Below are 17,974 nucleotides of genomic sequence, written 5' to 3'. Positions count from 1 at the left end.
GATTCGGCCTGCGGTTCTGCCGGGGCATTAGACCGTCACCAGCGGGCGCAGATTCTCCAGCATCGACGGACCAATGCCGGGCACCGCATCCAGCTCATCCACGCTACGGAAACCGCCGTGCGCCTCACGCCAGGCAATAATGCGCTGAGCCATCGCCGGACCAATACGCGGCAGGGTCTGCAGCTCCTCAGCGGTGGCGGTGTTAATGTTCACCGGGGTTGAACCCTTCTGCGCACTGCCTGCAGGAGTTAGCGTGCGTGCAGGCTGAGGCTGAGTGCCACCCTGCGATGCACCATTCGCCGCGTTACCCTGACCCGCATTCGCCGTACCACCGTTAGGCTGAATCTGCGCCGGAGCAGCCGTCTCGCCACGATGCGGCACATAAATCTGCACCCCATCACTGAGCGCACCGGCAAGATTCACGCGGTCCAGGTCAGCATCCGCGGCCGCACCGGAGGCGGCGGCAATCGCATCCACGGCACGACCCTGCGCGGGCAGCGTGTACACGCCGGGGTTGTTCACGGCACCCGCCACGTGCACCCGCACGGTAGCCTCACCGGAGGCGCCACTCTGCGCAGATTCACTCGGGTTAGCGCCCGGCTGGGCAGTAGACTGGGTGCCAGGCTGAGCACCGGGGCTCTGCTGGGCACCCACCGCCTGCACCGACTCGGCGGAAGCACTCGGGGAGGCGACCTGCTCGGCACGCGGCGCCGCCGAAAACTGGGTCACACCCCACACCACGGCACCCAACGCCAACACCGCCACCAGAAGCAGCACGCGCGGCGACAAGCCCCAACGGGCACTGCGGGTGGTGCCGGGCTGATCAGCCTGCTCCCACTCCGCCCAGTCGTCCACCTCGTTCCAATCGGGTTGCTGATCCCAGTCAGCCCAACCATTCGACTCCGGCTGGGATGCCGCGGGCTCGGCAGGTGTTTCTTCGGCAGGCGCCTCCGCGGGCGTTACCTCAGCGGCAATAGCCAGCGGCACGGTGTCCTCGGCATCCGGCGCACCGTTCTTGCGGGCGCGGGGGCTGCGGTAGAGGCTGTTCATCAGGGAGCGGGCGCTACGCTGCGCGCCGCCCTGCTGGGTTGTGTTGCCAGGCTGGGCTGCGCTGTCCTGCGCAGGGCTCTGTACAGCGTTCTGGTCGGGGTTGGGGGTCATGCTCGTCATACCCCTACCCTAGGCTCACGCGCGCGAACGCACGAGCGCGAACAAAGAACCTGTGGATAACTCCCCTCGAACAACGAGAAAGAAGCTATCCACAGGCTCATTTTTGAAAAATATGCGGTTTTTGTTCAAAAACGGCGGGTTTCGGTTTGTCATAAAACCGTCACAAACACCTCAGCCACATGCCCAGACACAAGCACCGCCACACGCGCAGACCGCGCCGCACAGACCAGAATCTAGCCCTCGCTTAGTCCTCACGCGGCAACTCAGTACCCGGAACGCCCAGCTCCGAAGCACGCTTATCAGCCATCACCAGCAGGCGACGAATACGGCCCGCAATCGCGTCCTTCGTCATCGGCGGATCAGCCAGACGACCCAGCTCATCCAACGACGCATGCTTATGCAACACACGTAGCTCACCGGCATAGCGCAGATGATCCGGCGCCTCATGACCCAGAATCTGCAGGGCACGCTCCACGCGAGCGCTCGCCGCAACAGCCGCCTGAGCGCTACGGCGCAGGTTCGCATCATCAAAATTCGCCAGACGGTTCGCGGTCGCACGAACCTCCTTGCGGGTACGCGCCTCACGCCACGTGGTCAGGGTGCCGGTCGCGCCCATACGCTCCAACAGCTGCGAAATCGTCTCGCCGTCACGCACCACCACACGGTCCGTGCCGCGCACCTCGCGTGCCTTCGCAATAATGTCCAGGCGACGAGCCGCACCCACCAGCGCGAGCGCCGCCTCCGGACCGGGGCAGGTAATTTCCAGGGAGGAGGAGCGACCCGGCTCAGTCAGCGAACCGTGCGCCAAGAACGCACCGCGCATGACCGCCTCGGCGTCCTGCAGGGAGCCGTTCACCACAGCCGGCGGCAGACCACGCACCGGGCGGCCACGCAAATCCAGCAGACCGGTCTGGCGAGCCAGCGCCTCACCGCCGTGATCCACACGCACAATGTAGCGGCCGCCTCGACGCAGGCCACCACCGCTGACGCTGGTCAGCTCAGAGTCGTGGCCGTAAATCTCCGCGATGGTGCGGCGCATGCGGTGGGCGGTTGCTTCGTGGTCGACCTCAGACTCCACCACGATTCGCCCCGAGACAATGTGCAGGCCTCCGGTAAAACGCAGAATCGTAGAGATTTCTGCCTTACGAGCAGAGACTTTCGTTGCCTCGTAGTTGGCGAGTTCGTCCTTGACGAGCGTGGTTAATGCCATGAACAGGTCCTTCTGGGCGTAGTGTCTAAGAGTCTATAACTTCGGGAAATGGGCACACCAAAATAGCAGCCGCAACGGTGATTCTAGGAGCTCAGCTCAAACGCTTCGTTATACGCAGCCGCAAGCTTCAGCGGGTCGTGCACATTCGGCTGGGAGCTCGAACGCAGATGCGCCCACACAACCTTCGCACCCATCGCAGAAGCCTCACGCTCCAGCTCGGAACGGTGATCAGCCTGCATGTCAGCGTCAGCAATCACCGCGTCAAGGTGAAGCTTCGGGGCATACTGGCGCAACAAATCCAAGTGCGTTGCCGGGGTGAAGCCGACCGTCTCCTTATCGTCGGAAAGGTTCATGACCACGCAGCGGCGCGCCTCCGTGCGGATAATCGCCTCACGCTGAGCGTCCAACAGCAGATGCGGCAGAACCGACGTACGCCAAGAACCCGGACCCAAAACAATCCAGTCCGATTCTTCAATAGCGGAGAGCGCCTCCGGGCAGGGGCGAGCATTCTCAGGGGTCAAACCGATATCGTGAACGCGCTCCTCCTTAGAGAGGTTCACCTGGCCGACCACCTTCACGCGCTCAATACCGCCGCCGTTATGCTCACGCAGCACGGTGCCGTAAATGACCATCGGATCCAACGCCATCGGCAGCACGCGGCCGCGCGCATTCAGCAGCGCACCCGCCCAGTCCAGACCCGCAACCGGGTCATCCAGCAGCTGCCAGAGAGTAGCAATCAGCAGGTTACCGAGCGCGTGATAATCCAGCGGGAACTCGCCCTCGTACCCCTCGGGCGCGCTAAAACGATGCTGCATCACATCACGCCACGTGCGACCCCAATCGGTGTCATCACACAGCGCAGAAAGCGCCATACGCAAGTCCCCCGGAGGGAGAATACCCATCTCCTCACGCAAACGACCCGACGAACCGCCATCGTCAGCAACCGTCACAACAGCCGTCAAATCAGGCGTGACGTGGCGCAACGCAGACAGGGAACCGTACAGCCCGTGACCGCCGCCCATCGCCGTGACCTTCGGCGAACGGTGCGTGGTCTTCAACAGGCGCAACGCCTGAGTCGGCAGAGCCGGCAGGCGCGGAATGCCCTGAGTGTCATAACTGGTCGAATGGGTGGACATAGTAATACCTCACATACCCGGAAGGAATGGTATGCCGGCCCACGGGTGCGGGGCCGGACGGCGGCTAATGAAACACGACGCGGTGGTTGGGACGCGCCGGGTGGAACTTACTCGCGGCCCTTGTCGCGGTGCTGAACATTCACGTTCAGCTCACCGAAAGCAGAGAGACGACGAGCCAGTTCTTCCGTCACAGCCACGGAACGGTGCTTACCACCGGTGCAGCCAATTGCGATGGTGGCGTAGTACTTGCCCTCACGGCGGTAACCTTCAAGCACGGGGCGAAGAGCCGCAAGGTAGTTGCTGATGAACTCCTCGGTGCCGGCGTGCTCCAGCACGTAGTCGCGCACCGGGGTGTCCTGACCGGTCAGGGGGCGCAACTCCGGAACCCAATGCGGGTTCGGGATGAAACGCATATCAGCCATGTAGTTAGCGTCCGAAGGCGCACCGTACTTGAAGCCGAAGCTCATCACGGTCAGGTTCAGCTTCTTATCCGCACCCTCAGCGAACATTTCACGCACGGTACGAGCCAGCTCGTGCACGTTCATGCCGGTGGTGTCAATGGTGCGGTCAGAAGCGAGGCGCAGACCTTCGAAGAGAGTGCGTTCAGCGCGGATACCGTCGAGGACGCGGCCCTCACCCTGCAGCGGGTGCGGGCGGCGCTGAGCCTCGTAGCGGGCAATAATGGTCTCGTCCTTGGCGTCAAGGAAGAGCATGGAGAAGTCAATATCGGACTTGCGCAAAGTCTCAATTGCAGCGGGCAAATCAGAGAACAGGGCGCGGGCGCGGACGTCAATACCGAGCGCCACCTTCGGCACTCGCGCACCGTCGCGGGTCACCAAATCAGCCAGGGAACCGAGCATCTGCGGCGGGATGTTATCGATAACGTACCAGCCCTCATCCTCCAGTACGTTTGCGACGGTGCTGCGGCCTGCACCGGAAATACCGGTGATCACCAGAATCTGAGGACGCTCCTCACTCTGGGCGGGCTGTACCGTGGCGGGCTTGCTCTGATTCTCGGGCATGGTGCTTCTTCCCCTTCAACGCGAAATACTCTCTATGCCATGATACTAGACCTTTATCTGACGGTTCAGGGGTACGGTCAGAAATTTCACCACTATGACAGAAATATGAGATGCTCCCCCGGCGGAACCCCAGAAGGAACCCCAGAAGAAAGAAACCCGCATCACAAGTGCTTGCACATAATGCTCCCCGAGGGGTCTACAGAAAGAGGCAGGCGGCAGAGCTACGGAGGGTACAGCAAAGCCCGCACGATACCTCCCACAGGAAGTACCGCACGGGCTCCACACTATAAACGCTCCGAATACTTTACGCGGATACGCCAGGTTGCCTTATGTAGAAAACTCAGGCAGAAAGTTCAGGCAGGAAAGCCGCCACATGCTCCAACAGACGCACAGACAGCTCCTTCTTCGAACCGGAGAACACCGGCGCCTCATCATTCAGAGTCGACAGCAGCGTAATCGTGTTATCGTCCGTGCCGAAACCACGATTCACACCCACCGTATTGACCGCCAAGAAGTCCGTGCCCTTACGCTGCAGCTTCTCACGACCCAGCTCCAACGGAGTCTTCTCCGCCGAACCGGTCTCCGCCGCAAAACCAACAATGAGCTTCGGACCGAGGGTGCTCTCCCCCGTCTCACGAGCCTGCTGGCGGCGCACCACGACCTCACGCAGAATATCCGGGTTGCGCACCAGCTGAATCACCGGCGCATCCTCAGAATCTGCGCTCTTCTTAATCTTGAACTCGGCAAACTCGGCGGGCCTAAAATCAGCCACCGCCGCAGACATGATCAGCACATCCGCCGCCGCGCTCGCCTCAAGGGTCGCCTCACGCAGCTCCAGGGCGCTCACCACGCGGGTCACCTGCACACCCTCCGGCGCGGGAACCTCAAGGTTCGCACCGATCAGGTGCACGGTCGCGCCCAGATCGCGTGCCGCCTCCGCGAGCGCCACGCCCTGCTTGCCGGTCGAACGGTTGCCGAGGAAGCGTACCGGGTCCAGTGCCTCACGGGTGCCGCCAGCGGTAATGACCACGAGGCGGCCGGCCAGAGGACCACGCAGCGATTCGGATGCGCCAGTTGCCTGGCTGGGTTCACCCTGGCCTGCATCAACCTGCCCCAGCAGCGCCGAAGTCAGCGTCGCCGCACGCGCCGCCGCCATACGCTCCTGCTCCGTACCCGTGTACAGGGGCTCAGTCGGCGCGTAACCGGGCGTGTACACCGGGTGCACCTGACCCTTCGGGAAGCGGGCAATCACATCCAGCGCGACCGCGAAAATGTCCTCCGGCTCAGGCATGCGGCCCGGACCAGAATCCGGGCCGGTCAAACGCCCAATCGCAGGCTCAATCACGTGATAACCCCACGAACGCAGAGTCTGCACATTCGCCTGAGTCGCCGGATGCTCCCACATCTGAGTGTGCATCGCGGGCGCCAAAATCACCGGGGCGTGCGTGGTCAACACGGTAGAGGACAGCAAATCATCGGCACGACCAGCCGCCAAACGAGCCAGCAGGTCGGCGGTCGCCGGGGCAATCACCACAGCGTCAGCCTTCTCAGCCTGACGCACATGGTTCACCTCCGGCACGCGGTCAAACACGTCCGTTGAGACGGGGTTGCCGCTCAGCGCCTCCAGCGTGGGAACACCCACAAACTTCGTCGCGTTCGGGGTGGGCATGGCGATCACCTCGTCGCCATTCTTCGCAAAAAGACGAAGGAGCATCGCCGCCTTATACGCAGCAATGCCCCCTCCAATACCAACGATAATGCGCATGGTACGTTAAAGAATCCTTAACCTGAAAGAATGCAGATTACTCAGCGGACTCGTCGAGGATAACCTCTTCGATAGCGATAACCTCTTCGCTACCTGCGGGGATGTACTCCTCCTCGATAGCGCCGGGGAACTCAGCCGCGCTGAAATCAATCACAGCGGACAGGTCCTCGGGAATCGGGTAGCCGTCCTCGTCGAACTTTGCGTCCGGGCGGTGCTCCGCCACAACACGGTCAGCAATGATTTCACGCATTGCCACCGACAGGGACTTCTCGTTCGACTCAGCGTCAACCAGCGGGCCAACGTGCGCAGCAGTATTGTCCTGCAGGTTAGCGTAGTACGCGTTAATCTGGCGTGCACGGCGGGCACCGAAAATCACCAGGCCGTACTTGGACTCAGCCTTCTCAATCAGCGCGTCAGCGCTGGGGCTCACGATGCCCTCGGGAGCGACACCGTCAACGAAGTTGTAGTCCTCGTGTTCCTTGATTTCGTTTGCCACTAAAAACTCCAAATAGCTTGATGGAATGTACGTACCGAACACCCCCGCACACCGTTCGCGCTATGGCGCAAACCGGGCAGACTGAGGGCACGGTCAAAACTAAAGAACTATTCTACCCTCTCAACGGCTAAAACGCACGTACCAGCCCAGATAAAAACCCCGAACCAGCAGACACAGGGCAAACAAAAGGTGGGGGCTCCGAAGAAAACTCTTCGGAACCCCCACCCTTCACAACGCCTCACGGCAGAACCACAGGTCGGAAGAAACTCTAGCCCCACCGCGAACGCAAAGCATGCAGATTAGGCGGCGCCAATCAGCTCAGCGATCTCCTTCGCTGCACGCTCAACAGTGTCGTTGACGACCGTGACGTCAAACTCCTTCTCAGCAGCCAACTCAACCTTCGCGGTTTCAAGGCGACGAGCTTGCTCCTGCTCACTCTCGGTACCTCGACCCACCAGACGCGACACCAGCTCATCCCAGCTCGGAGGAGCCAAGAAAATCAGGCGAGCATCAGGCATGGTCTCGCGAATCTGGCGAGCACCCTGCAGGTCAATCTCAAGAATCACCGGGCGGCCAGCATCCAGAGCCTCCTGGACCTTAGCGCGCGGAGTACCGTACTTGTTCTTACCGTGTACCACAGCGTACTCAAGCATCTGACCGTCAGCAATCATCTGGTCAAACTCTTCCATCGAAACGAAATAGTAGTGAGTACCGTCAACCTCACCGGGGCGAGGATCACGAGTAGTAGCGGAAACAGAGAACCACACGTTCGGGTAGTTCTCACGAATGTACTGGCACACCGTACCCTTGCCAACAGCAGTGGGGCCAGCCAGTACGGTGAGAGTCGGCTGAGACATAGCTTCCTTACTGCGCCTTCATCGGCTGAAGGCACGAGGTATTAGGGCTGAGAAGATTCAGGAGGCAGAGTATTAGTCCTGCGACGTGCACGGTTCAAATACCGCGAATTACGGTTGAAGTACTCCACCATCTTGCGACGCTGGTGTACACCAAGGCCGCCAAGGCGGCGAGTCGGTGCAATATGAAGTTCTTCAATGATGCGTTCAGCTCGAACGGCACCAATGCCCGGAAGTGCGCGCAGCATCTGCCCCACCGGCATTTTAGCCAGTGCAGGGTCGGAATCGACCATATCGAGCACCTGACGCACAGAAAGTTCACGGTCACTCAGTGCACGCTTAATTTCCTGGCGGTGTGCTCGGGCAAGTACTGCCTTCTCGCGGGCGGAGGCGCGCGCATCCTCAGTTAGCGGAGTCAGCGGCATGGTTGGGTCCCCCATTTCTGCGAGTTATAGAATTTTACTTATCAACTAATGTAACACGGATAGCACGAGAATCCTCGTTCCACCCGCGGCACTCACCCTCGCACCAACAATGCGTCTACGCACGTCAGCACGTAAATATTAGGGAGTACCCCTATAGCATAGCGGAGTATTCGCCCTATCAAAAGTGGAGCCACGCACGCACCTCATAGAGCGGGCGCACTCCCCCGCTACAGAGGTGAGCAAACTCGCATCGGCGCGAGCGGGCGGCGGCAAAATTATGCATGCGGATGTACCGAAAAAATGCGATAAAACAGGCACACACAGGGGGTATGCAAAAGGGGCGCGCACCCCGAGCAGACCCTCAACAGAATCCACCCGGAGCACACGCCCCTCTCACACAACACGCGAACTACGCGCCGCGAGCCGCCAACAGGTCATCACGAGCCGCCTGCGCCGCCTGCGCCAAACCCTCAACCGACGGGCCAGCAGCAAGCACGCCACGGCTGGAATTCACCAGCACCTGCGACTCAACACCCGCAAACACGCGGTACAGGTCAGCCGCCGAAGCGCCCTGCGCACCATAACCCGGCGACAGAATCGGGCCGTTGAACACGCCCAGGTCAATACCCAAATCAACCAGCGCCTGACCAACGGTCGCGCCAACCACCAGGCCGCACGGGCCCATCTGCTCCCACTCGCGGGAAGCATTCTCAGCGGTAGCCGCAGCGATAATACGCTTAGCCACAGCGCCCCCAGACTCGCCGGAATGACCCTCAGACTCGCCAGAATGACCAGACTCCGACGCGCCCACGTGCTGAACGCTCTTACCCTCAGGGTTCGAGGTCAGCGCCAACACGAAAGTGCCGCGGTCATTCTCATCAGCCAAATCCAGCGCCGGACGCAGCGACTCAAAACCCAGATACGGGCTCAAAGTCACCGAATCGGTACCCAGCGGCGAAGACGAGCCGAGCCACGCATCCGCGTACGCCTTCATGGTCGAACCGATATCGCCGCGCTTAGCGTCAGCAACAATCAGCACACCATCAGCGGCAGCGCGGGCAAACAGCGCCTCCAGCACAGCAAGACCAGCTGAACCGTGACGCTCAAACAGCGCCACTTGAGGCTTCAACGCCGCCGCAAACGGTGCGCAACCCTCATAGACCGCCTCAGTAAAAGCAGCCAGGCCGGCAGCAGAATCCTCAAGACCCCACTGCTCCAGCAGGTTCGGATGCGGGTCAATACCCACACACAGCGGGCCGCGCTCCGCCATCGCCTTCGCCAGACGATCACCAAAAGCAGCGGACATTACGCCTCGCCACCCTCGGAACGAGCATCCACAGCGGCAGCCAGCTGAACGCCGTGCTCCTGCAGGCTCATGATGTCCCAGCTGTGCTCACGCAGAGCATTAATCGCCTGAACAGCCGCAGCGAACTCAGAAATGGTAGTCATGACCGGGCAGCCCACCGAAACAGCAGCAGCACGAATCTCGTAACCATCGCTACGAGCAGCACCACCGGCAGGGGTGTTCAGAATCAGGTCAATATCACCGTTGCGGACCATGTCCACAATCGAGTGGTCGCCATTCGCCTCAGCGAACTTCGAAGCCACAATCACCGAGTTCAAGCCGTTACGGCGCAGAATCTCAGCGGTACCACCGGTCGAAACGATCTCAAAGCCCAGCGACTCCAGCATCTTCGCGTAAATAATGACGTTACGCTTATCGTGGTTAGCCACCGAAATGAACACCTTACCGGAGGTGGGCAGCGGCGAACCAGCACCAGCCTGAGCCTTCGCGAACGCGGTGTCATAGTGCTTATCCAGACCCATGACCTCACCGGTCGAACGCATCTCCGGGCTCAGCAGCGAATCCACCACAACACCCTCCGGGGTGCGGAAACGAGCGAACGGCAGAACCGCAGCCTTCACAGCAATCGCAGTCTCCTCAGGCAGGGATGCGCCATCCATGTTCGACGGCAGGTAGCCCTCAGCCTTCAGCTCAGCAATGCTCTTACCCAGACCAATCAGCACAGCAGCCTTAGCCATCTGCACGCCGGTAGCCTTCGACACGAACGGAACAGTACGAGACGCACGCGGGTTCGCCTCAATCACGTACAGGTTCTCAGACACGTACGCGAACTGAATGTTAATCAGGCCGCGCACACCGGTGCCGCGAGCAATCTTCTCGGTAGCGTCCTTCACCTTCGCGATGATGTCCGGGCCGAGAGTAATCGGAGGCAGAGTACAGGAAGAGTCACCCGAGTGAATACCGGCTTCCTCAATGTGCTCCATGACGCCGCCCAGGTACAGCTCATCGCCGTCGAACAGGGCGTCAACGTCAATCTCGATAGCGTCCTCAAGGAACTTATCAATCAGAGCGGGCTGCGAAGGCGAAACCTCGGTAGCGTTCTCCAGGTAGCGTGCCAGGTTCGCCTCATCGTAGACGATCTCCATGCCACGGCCACCCAGCACGTACGAAGGACGAACCAGAACCGGGTAACCAATCTCGTCAGCGATGCGCTTAGCACCCTCGAAAGTGAACGCGGTACCGTTCTTGGGCGAAATCAGGCCGCCCTCCTCCAGCACGCGGGAGAACTCGCCGCGGTCCTCAGCCAGGTCAATAGCCTCGGGGGTGGTGCCCAGAATCGGCACGCCCGCATCCTTCAGGGCACGAGCCAGTTTCAGCGGAGTCTGACCGCCCAGCTGCACGAACACGCCCATCAGACCGCCGGTACGACGCTCCGACTCAACAATCTCAAGCACATCCTCAAGGGTCAGCGGCTCAAAGTACAGGCGAGTCGAAATATCGTAGTCAGTCGAAACAGTCTCAGGGTTGCAGTTGACCATGACAGTCTCGTAACCGAGCGAACGCAGCACCAGCGAAGCGTGCACACAGGAGTAGTCGAACTCGATACCCTGACCGATACGGTTCGGGCCCGAACCCAGAATCATAATCGAGGGCTTCTCGTGGTGCGCAACCTCATCCTCCAGGTCGTAGGAGGAGTAGTGGTACGGAGTGAACGCCTCAAACTCGGCTGCACAGGTGTCAACAGTCTTGAAGACCGGGCGGATACCCAGAGCGTGGCGAACACCGCGCACAACATCCTCAGAAGAGCCGATAATCTCAGCAATCTGAGCGTCCGAGAAACCGTGACGCTTAGCCAGCTTCAGGGTCTCCGGGTCAAGGTTGTCACGCTTAGCGTGAACCACACCGGCAACCTCATTCAGCAGCACCAGCTGATCCAGGAACCACGGGTCAATCTTGGTCGCCTCGTGCAGCTGCTCCACGGTAGCGCCAGCCAGCAGAGCCTGCTGAACCTGGTAGATACGCTGAGTGGTCGCAACCTTAGTCTTCTCAACCAGCTCAGCCAGCTCAGCCTCAGACAGGGACAGCGGCTTGAACGAGAAGGACGCACCCTTCTGCTCCAGCGAACGCATCGCCTTCTGCAGAGCCTCAGTGAAGTTACGGCCCAGAGCCATAGCCTCACCAACACTCTTCATGGTGGTGGTCAGGGTCGGGTCAGCAGCCGGGAACTTCTCAAACGCGAAGCGCGGAACCTTCACGACCACGTAGTCGAGGGTCGGCTCGAAGGACGCCGGGGTCTTCTGGGTGATATCGTTCGGAATCTCATCCAGGGTGTAACCCAGGGACAGCTTGGTCGCAATCTTCGCAATCGGGAAGCCGGTAGCCTTCGACGCGAGCGCCGAGGAACGAGACACGCGCGGGTTCATCTCAATGACGATGATGCGGCCGGTCTTCGGGTCAATCGCGAACTGGATGTTACAACCACCGGTGTCCACGCCAACCTCACGAATCACGTTAATCGCGATGTCGCGCAGCTTCTGGAACTCACGGTCGGTCAGGGTCAGTGCGGGTGCCACGGTGATGGAGTCACCGGTGTGCACGCCCACGGGGTCGAAGTTCTCGATGGAGCAGACGACCACGACGTTGTCGTTGGTGTCACGCATCATCTCCAGCTCGTATTCCTTCCAGCCGAGGATGGACTCCTCCAGCAGGACCTCGCTGGTCGGCGAGTACTGAATACCGGCGCCAGCAATACGGTAGAGGTCTTCCTCGTTGTACGCCATACCTGAGCCGAGACCACCCATGGTGAAGGAGGGGCGGACCACCATCGGGTAGCCCAGCTCCTTAGCGGCTTCCAGCGCCTCCGGCATGGAGTGAACAATCACCGAGCGTGCAGACTCGCCGCCGGCGCGATCCACCACGCCCTTGAATGCTTCACGGTCCTCACCGAGGTTAATCGCCTCAATGTTCGCGCCGATCAGCTCAACATTGTACTTGGCGAGCACGCCGCGCTCATCCAGGGAGATAGCCGCGTTCAGCGCGGTCTGACCACCCAGGGTCGGCAGGATTGCGTCCGGCTTTTCCTTCTCGATGATCTTCTCAATCACCTCGGGGGTGATGGGTTCAATGTAGGTGGCGTCCGCGAACTCGGGGTCGGTCATGATGGTTGCCGGGTTCGAGTTCACGAGGATGACGCGCACGCCCTCCTCCTTCAGCACGCGCAGTGCCTGAGTGCCGGAGTAGTCAAATTCCGCTGCCTGACCGATGACGATGGGGCCGGAACCGATGACGAGGACGCTATTAAGGTCAGTACGACGAGGCATTTATGCTTCCTTTGCAGTCTTGGTTGCGACCATCAGGTCGATGAAACGGTCAAAGAGGTAGGCGGAATCGTGCGGGCCCGCGGCAGCCTCGGGGTGGTACTGCACGGAGAACGCGGGGATGTCCTTACAGGTCAGGCCCTCAACCACGTTGTCGTTCAGACCCACGTGGGAGACCATGACCTGACCGAACTCAGCGTTCGGTGCGGTCACGTAGTCGCCAATCGGCGCGTCCACAGCGAAGCCGTGGTTCTGCGCGGTGATTTCAACCTTGCCGGTGGTCTTGTCCATGACCGGCTGGTTGATGCCGCGGTGGCCGAAGGGCAGCTTGTAGGTGCCGAAGCCCAGGGCGCGGCCGAGCAGCTGGTTACCGAAGCAGATGCCGAAGAACGGGGTGCCCTTACGCAGCACGCCCTGCAGCAGCTCAACCTGCTCGTCAGCGGTTGCCGGGTCACCGGGGCCGTTGGAGAAGAACACGCCGTCGGGGTTGTGGGAGTAGATGTCCTCGAGGGTTGCGCTTGCGGGCAGCACGTGCACGCGCACGCCACGCTCAGCGAAACGCTGCGGGGTCATCGACTTAATGCCCAGGTCCAGGGCGACGATGGTTGCGACCGGGGGTGCGAACCAGTTGAACTGGTGCGGCTCAACGGTGTAGGCGGTGTCAACCGAAACGGAGTCAGCGAGCTTACGGCCAGCCATCGGCTCGGAGGCGCGCACCTCCTCCAGCAGTTCAGCTTCGGGGCGTTCTGCGTGCTCACCGGAGAACACGCCCGCACGCATCGAACCGCTCGAACGCAGGCGGCGGGTCAGGGCGCGAGTGTCAATGCCCTGAATACCGACGATGCCCTGCTCGATGAGCTCTTCGTCGAGGGTGCGCTCAGAACGCCAGTTGGATGCCACACGTGCTGCGTCGCGAACCACGTAGCCGGCAACCCAAATCTTGCGGGACTCAGCGTCGGTGGTGTTCACGCCGGTGTTGCCGATATGGGGAGCGGTCTGAACCACAATCTGACCCGCGTAGGAGGGGTCGGTCAGGGTTTCCTGGTAGCCGGTCATACCGGTCGAGAAAACCGCCTCGCCCAGGGACGCGCCGGTTGCGCCGTAGCCGTAGCCGCGGTAGACGGTGCCGTCCTCCAGGACGAGCAGCGCGCGGTCCGTACGCAGGGCGCCGGATCGTGTCATGTCAGTCATGCTCTTCTTCCTTTTCTCTGGTGTTCTCCCCCGCTTCCTGTACGGCCTCTACCGTGCAGGTTCCGGGGTAGTCTATGGTGCCTTCGGCGGGTGTTCGCCTGACCTCAGGCAAAATCTATGGGTGTGGGTGCGCAGGGATATTACACCGGGATTTAGGCTTCCGGTTCTGCCGTCCACTTCTCGGGCGCATCCACCGCGTTCGGGGCGATGCGGCGCAGCTCCTGCAGTACCGCCTGCTTGTCCTCGGCGTAGCGGGTGCGGAAGCCGGTCTGCACGCGGTGACCGTCCAGGGTCCAACCAATCACGACCAGGCCGTTCTTCTCCACAACCTTGCCCGCCATACCGCGGTCGGTGGTGATGACGGCGAGCTTCTTCGCCGGAATCCACAGGTCCTTCGCTCCGTTACGGGTGAAGATGATGCTGTCCGGGTAAATCAGCAGGGTGGACTTGCTCTTGAAGCCGAGCGAATCGAAACCCACGCGGTCCAGCCAGTTACCGAAGATCGTGGTGCTGACGTACTCGCCCTCAAAAGCGGCGTCAGCGGTCATGCCCTCGTAGCGTTCGGGAACTTCCTTGAGGGAGCCGAACATGTTCGCCTGGCGTGCCAGGCGCGAGCGCCATCCGTGCCACATGCCGTAGATGCACAGGGCGACCAGGGCGATGCAGATGATGGCGGTCAGGAACTTTCCCACGAAGGTTCTCTCTTTCGGTTGGGGTCTCGGTCGATGATCTCGGCCTGGGTTGGTGAGGTTGGGGGCGGTGCTCCCGGCGAGGCGGTGGCAGGCGTGAACCTACCACCGCCAGGCACGGTCACCACGTGCGTTCGCCTCGCGGGTTTAGCGGCGCGGGGTTGCCAGCTCGCCGTTCAGCACGGTCGGGTGGCCAGCGTAGAAGGTTGCACGGATCGAGCCGGGCACCTCCATGTCGCGGTAGGGGTTGTTCTTACCCTTGGTAGCCTGCTCCTCCGGCTTAATCACGCGGGTTGCCTTCGGGTCGACCAGCACAATGTTTGCCGGTTCGCCTTCGGCAAGCGGGCGGCCCTGCTCGTGGTCCAGGCGACCAATCTTCGCGGGCTCCTCGGAGAGGATGCGTGCCACATCGCGCCAGGTAATCATGCCGGTGTCAACCAGGGTCATCTGGATGATGGACAGTGCCTGCTCCAGACCGGTCATACCGTTCGCGGCGCACGCCCACTCGCATTCCTTGGTCTCTGCCGGGTGCGGTGCGTGGTCGGTACCAATCACGTCGATGATGCCGTCAGCAACAGCCTGACGCAGCGCCATGACGTCCTCTTCGGTGCGCAGCGGCGGGTTCACCTTGAAAATCGGGTCGTAGGTGCGTGCAGTCTCGTCGGTGAGCAGCAGGTGGTGCGGGGTTGCCTCCGCGGTCACCTTCACGCCGCGGGACTTAGCCCAGCGCACAACCTCAATGGAGCCCTTGGTGGACAGGTGGCAGATGTGCAGCTTAGAGTCCAGGTGCTCAGCCAGCAGCACGTCGCGGGCAATGATTGCCTCTTCAGCGACAGCGGGCCAACCGGTCAGACCCAGATCAGCGGACACCTTACCTTCGTTCATCTGGGCGCCTTCGGTCAGGCGCGGCTCCTGCGCGTGCTGCGCAATAACGCCGTCGAAGGTCTTGACGTATTCGAGGGCGCGGCGCATCACGGCGGGGTCGTACACGCACATGCCGTCGTCAGAGAACACGCGCACGTTCGCGGTGGAGTTCGCCATGCCGCCAATGTCGGAGAGGCGCTCGCCCTTCAGGCCCACGGTTACTGCGCCGATGGGCTGCACGCGGCACCATGCGGATTCCTTGCCGAGGCGGTCAACCTGCTCAACGACTGCGGCGGTGTCTGCCACGGGCATGGAGTTTGCCATGGCGAACACTGCGGTGTAGCCGCCCAGGGCTGCTGCACGGGTGCCGGTCTCAACGGTTTCGGATGCCTCGTAGCCGGGCTGACGCAGGTGGGTGTGGATGTCGACCAGACCGGGCAGTGCCACCTGGCCTGCCGCCTCGACGACCTGTGCGTCTGCGGCGTCAATGTTCTCTGCGATGCGGCTAATCACGCCGTCCTCGATGAGGATGTCGGCGACCTTTTCGCCGTAGAGGCTTGCGCCCTTGATCAGGTACTTGCTCATGGTGTTGGTTCCTCTCGTTAGGAAGGTCGTTTAGGATTCGTCGCCGGCGTAGAGCTTGGCGCTGGAGCCGTCGGTCAGAAGCAGGTAGAGCACCGCCATGCGTAGCGCCACGCCGTTACTGACCTGGCGCAGGACCCAGGAGTTGGTGGCGTCGGCGGCTTCGGTGCAGATTTCCAGGCCGCGGTTCATGGGGCCCGGGTGCAGGATTGCGACCGGTTGCGGCTGTGACTGCAGGGTTGCGAAGCGTTCGGCGGTCAGGCCCCACAGGTCGGTGTACTCCTCTGCGGAGGGGAAGTACGCGGCGTTCATGCGTTCCTTCTGGATGCGCAGCAGCATGACGGCGTCGGGGTTGGTGGCGATGGCTTCGTCGAAGTCGTGGAAAATCTCTACGCCGGCTTCTTCAACCCAGGAGGCGGTGTTCAGCGGCAGCAGGGTCGGCGGTGCGACGAAGACGACCTGCGCGCCGAGGGTGTGCAGCAGCCAGAGGTTGGAGCGTGCCACGCGCGAGTGCAGGATGTCGCCGACGATGAGCACGCGCATGCCGGACAGGTCGGTGCCGCGAGGGCTGTTCAGGCCGTCGCGTTCTGCCTTGTACTGGCGCAGGGATACGGCGTCGAGCAGTGCCTGGGTGGGGTGTGCGTGGGTGCCGTCGCCCGCGTTGAGCACGGGAATGTCGGTCCAGCCTGCCTCGGCGAGGCGCTGCGGTGCGCCGGATGCCGAGTGGCGGATCACGAACGCATCCGCGGCAATCGCCTTGAGGGTCTGCGCGGTGTCCTTGAGCGACTCGCCCTTAGACAGGGAGGAGCCAGATGCGGAGAAGTTGGTGACGGCGGCGCCCAGGCGCTTCTCCGCGGCTTCGAAGGAGAGGCGGGTTCGGGTGGAGTCCTCGAAGAAGAGGTTGACGACGGTCTTGCCGTTGAGCACGTTGAGGGTGCGGTTTTCGGCTTTGACCTGCGCCATGTAGTCGGCGACGTCAAGGATTTCGATGGCTTCTTCGCGGGTTAGTTCGCGGGTGTCGAGCAGATGCTTCATGAGAGCCCTCCCAGCTGGATAATGTCAACTCGGTCTGTTGCGTTGTCGGTTTCAGTCAGTACGACGCGCACGGTTTCGCTGGCGCTGGTGGGCAGGTTTTTGCCCACGTGGTCGGCGCGGATGGGTAGTTGCCGGTGTCCGCGGTCTACGAGGACTGCCAGGCGTACGAGGGCGGGTCGTCCGTGGGCGTTGAGTGCGTCGAGGGCGGCGCGTACGGTGCGGCCGGAGTAGAGGACGTCGTCAACGAGGACTACGGTTTTACCTTCAATGCCGATGCTGGGCATGATGCTCTCCCCTGCGGTATCTGGGGAGGTGGTGCCGCCGGTTCGCTGGTCGTCGCGGTAGGCGGTGATGTCCAGGGCGCCGATTCGTGTTTCTGCGTTGAAGTTCGGCTCGATGGCTTGGATGCGGGCTGCGAGTCGTACGGCGAGGGGCACGCCGCGGGAGCGGATGCCGATGAGTACGAGGTTTTCTACGCCTTTATTGGTTTCAATAATTTCGTAGGCGATGCGGGTGAGGGCGCGGCGGATTTCGTCCTCGCTGAGGATGGTGCGGCCGACGGTGGTCGCGTCCTCGGAGGTGCTTTGAGGGGTTGCCGAATGGGGGGCTGCGGTTACATTTCGCCCCTGGTTCGCGCCGGATGTGGGTACAGTTGACCCAGGCATAGCCGTCTCCTTCCCCGCCTCACGGGACGGATTTAAAGGTTTTGTGCTTCTAGTAGGGTACCACAGTTCACAGGCTACGTTCAGGTTCGGCGAGAGACCGCTCACTTCGAATCACCACGTAGAAAGACTTTCTGGCTGGCTCTTACCTTCACAGAATTACCGCACCTGATAAACCCCAGGAGCCCCAATAACCGTTGGAGAGGCTATCTAACCCGCCGCAATATAAGATGAAGGGGTACATCTCTAT

General features: G+C 61.5%; 15 protein-coding genes. All 15 read right to left on the bottom strand.

Annotation, left to right across the window (positions count from 1 at the left end; all coding sequences use genetic code 11):
* Positions 1–27: 27 nt before the first annotated feature.
* The 15 genes from HMPREF2919_RS04860 to pyrR all read right to left on the bottom strand — a co-directional run bounded on the left by HMPREF2919_RS04860 (position 28) and on the right by pyrR (position 17,727).
* Positions 28–1,170 (bottom strand): ComEA family DNA-binding protein, encoded by a 1,143-nt coding sequence (locus HMPREF2919_RS04860; protein ID WP_070666542.1) that lies wholly within the window; start codon positions 1,168–1,170, stop codon positions 28–30.
* Between the two features lie 244 nt (positions 1,171–1,414).
* Positions 1,415–2,380, bottom strand: a complete 966-nt coding sequence (whiA, locus tag HMPREF2919_RS04855) for a DNA-binding protein WhiA (protein ID WP_005505961.1) — start codon at positions 2,378–2,380, stop codon at positions 1,415–1,417.
* A gap of 83 nt (positions 2,381–2,463) precedes the next feature.
* Positions 2,464–3,516 carry a gluconeogenesis factor YvcK family protein gene (yvcK, locus tag HMPREF2919_RS04850; RefSeq protein ID WP_012903503.1) on the bottom strand — a complete coding sequence of 351 codons (1,053 nt, stop codon included), beginning with the start codon at positions 3,514–3,516 and terminating at the stop codon, positions 2,464–2,466.
* A 107-nt stretch (positions 3,517–3,623) separates the two neighbouring features.
* Entirely contained in the window at positions 3,624–4,538 is a 915-nt protein-coding gene (gene rapZ, locus HMPREF2919_RS04845) for an RNase adapter RapZ (protein ID WP_049356891.1), read from the bottom strand.
* 340 nt (positions 4,539–4,878) lie between these two features.
* A complete protein-coding gene (locus tag HMPREF2919_RS04840) occupies positions 4,879–6,303 on the bottom strand; it encodes a bifunctional phosphopantothenoylcysteine decarboxylase/phosphopantothenate synthase (protein ID WP_070666540.1) in 1,425 nt (474 codons plus the stop codon).
* A gap of 37 nt (positions 6,304–6,340) precedes the next feature.
* Positions 6,341–6,799, bottom strand: coding sequence for a DNA-directed RNA polymerase subunit omega (gene rpoZ / locus HMPREF2919_RS04835; protein WP_005505953.1), 459 nt, complete (start codon positions 6,797–6,799; stop codon positions 6,341–6,343).
* Positions 6,800–7,098: 299 nt separating this feature from the next.
* Positions 7,099–7,656, bottom strand: a complete 558-nt coding sequence (gmk, locus tag HMPREF2919_RS04830; protein WP_012903499.1) for a guanylate kinase — start codon at positions 7,654–7,656, stop codon at positions 7,099–7,101.
* Between the two features lie 41 nt (positions 7,657–7,697).
* Positions 7,698–8,078 (bottom strand): integration host factor, actinobacterial type, encoded by a 381-nt coding sequence (mihF, locus tag HMPREF2919_RS04825; protein ID WP_070666537.1) that lies wholly within the window; start codon positions 8,076–8,078, stop codon positions 7,698–7,700.
* A gap of 409 nt (positions 8,079–8,487) precedes the next feature.
* Complete coding sequence (gene pyrF, locus HMPREF2919_RS04820) at positions 8,488–9,384, bottom strand: orotidine-5'-phosphate decarboxylase (RefSeq protein WP_070666533.1); 897 nt, start codon at positions 9,382–9,384, stop codon at positions 8,488–8,490.
* Complete coding sequence (gene carB / locus HMPREF2919_RS04815) at positions 9,384–12,704, bottom strand: carbamoyl-phosphate synthase large subunit (RefSeq protein ID WP_070666530.1); 3,321 nt, start codon at positions 12,702–12,704, stop codon at positions 9,384–9,386. Before carB ends, pyrF begins: the two co-directional genes overlap by 1 nt.
* Positions 12,705–13,892, bottom strand: coding sequence for a glutamine-hydrolyzing carbamoyl-phosphate synthase small subunit (carA, locus tag HMPREF2919_RS04810; RefSeq protein WP_049327218.1), 1,188 nt, complete (start codon positions 13,890–13,892; stop codon positions 12,705–12,707).
* A 152-nt stretch (positions 13,893–14,044) separates the two neighbouring features.
* Entirely contained in the window at positions 14,045–14,584 is a 540-nt protein-coding gene (locus HMPREF2919_RS04805; RefSeq protein ID WP_070604312.1) for a PH-like domain-containing protein, read from the bottom strand.
* 144 nt (positions 14,585–14,728) lie between these two features.
* Entirely contained in the window at positions 14,729–16,030 is a 1,302-nt protein-coding gene (locus tag HMPREF2919_RS04800; RefSeq protein ID WP_070506251.1) for a dihydroorotase, read from the bottom strand.
* Between the two features lie 30 nt (positions 16,031–16,060).
* A complete protein-coding gene (locus HMPREF2919_RS04795; protein ID WP_070666527.1) occupies positions 16,061–17,062 on the bottom strand; it encodes an aspartate carbamoyltransferase catalytic subunit in 1,002 nt (333 codons plus the stop codon).
* Positions 17,059–17,727: a bifunctional pyr operon transcriptional regulator/uracil phosphoribosyltransferase PyrR gene (gene pyrR, locus HMPREF2919_RS04790; protein WP_070666524.1), complete on the bottom strand. Its 669-nt coding sequence runs from the start codon at positions 17,725–17,727 to the stop codon at positions 17,059–17,061. The genes HMPREF2919_RS04795 and pyrR overlap by 4 nt, the downstream gene beginning before the upstream one ends.
* Positions 17,728–17,974: the final 247 nt, after the last annotated feature.

It is taken from the genome of Rothia sp. HMSC068E02, assembly GCF_001813565.1.
Classification (GTDB): domain Bacteria; phylum Actinomycetota; class Actinomycetes; order Actinomycetales; family Micrococcaceae; genus Rothia.
The sequence above is the reverse complement of the archived record's forward strand: the minus strand, read 5'-3'. Positions and strand labels throughout refer to the sequence as shown.

Coding starts and splice junctions, on each gene's coding strand:
- rapZ (WP_049356891.1), bottom strand. CDS start 4,538: ATGCCCGAGAATCAGAGCAAGCCCGCCACGGTACAGCCCGCCCAGAGT.
- HMPREF2919_RS04795 (WP_070666527.1), bottom strand. CDS start 17,062: ATGAAGCATCTGCTCGACACCCGCGAACTAACCCGCGAAGAAGCCATC.
- carB (WP_070666530.1), bottom strand. CDS start 12,704: ATGCCTCGTCGTACTGACCTTAATAGCGTCCTCGTCATCGGTTCCGGC.
- HMPREF2919_RS04860 (WP_070666542.1), bottom strand. CDS start 1,170: ATGACGAGCATGACCCCCAACCCCGACCAGAACGCTGTACAGAGCCCT.
- yvcK (WP_012903503.1), bottom strand. CDS start 3,516: ATGTCCACCCATTCGACCAGTTATGACACTCAGGGCATTCCGCGCCTG.
- pyrF (WP_070666533.1), bottom strand. CDS start 9,384: ATGTCCGCTGCTTTTGGTGATCGTCTGGCGAAGGCGATGGCGGAGCGC.
- HMPREF2919_RS04800 (WP_070506251.1), bottom strand. CDS start 16,030: ATGAGCAAGTACCTGATCAAGGGCGCAAGCCTCTACGGCGAAAAGGTC.
- carA (WP_049327218.1), bottom strand. CDS start 13,892: ATGACTGACATGACACGATCCGGCGCCCTGCGTACGGACCGCGCGCTG.
- gmk (WP_012903499.1), bottom strand. CDS start 7,656: ATGTCTCAGCCGACTCTCACCGTACTGGCTGGCCCCACTGCTGTTGGC.
- pyrR (WP_070666524.1), bottom strand. CDS start 17,727: ATGCCTGGGTCAACTGTACCCACATCCGGCGCGAACCAGGGGCGAAAT.
- mihF (WP_070666537.1), bottom strand. CDS start 8,078: ATGCCGCTGACTCCGCTAACTGAGGATGCGCGCGCCTCCGCCCGCGAG.
- whiA (WP_005505961.1), bottom strand. CDS start 2,380: ATGGCATTAACCACGCTCGTCAAGGACGAACTCGCCAACTACGAGGCA.
- HMPREF2919_RS04840 (WP_070666540.1), bottom strand. CDS start 6,303: ATGCGCATTATCGTTGGTATTGGAGGGGGCATTGCTGCGTATAAGGCG.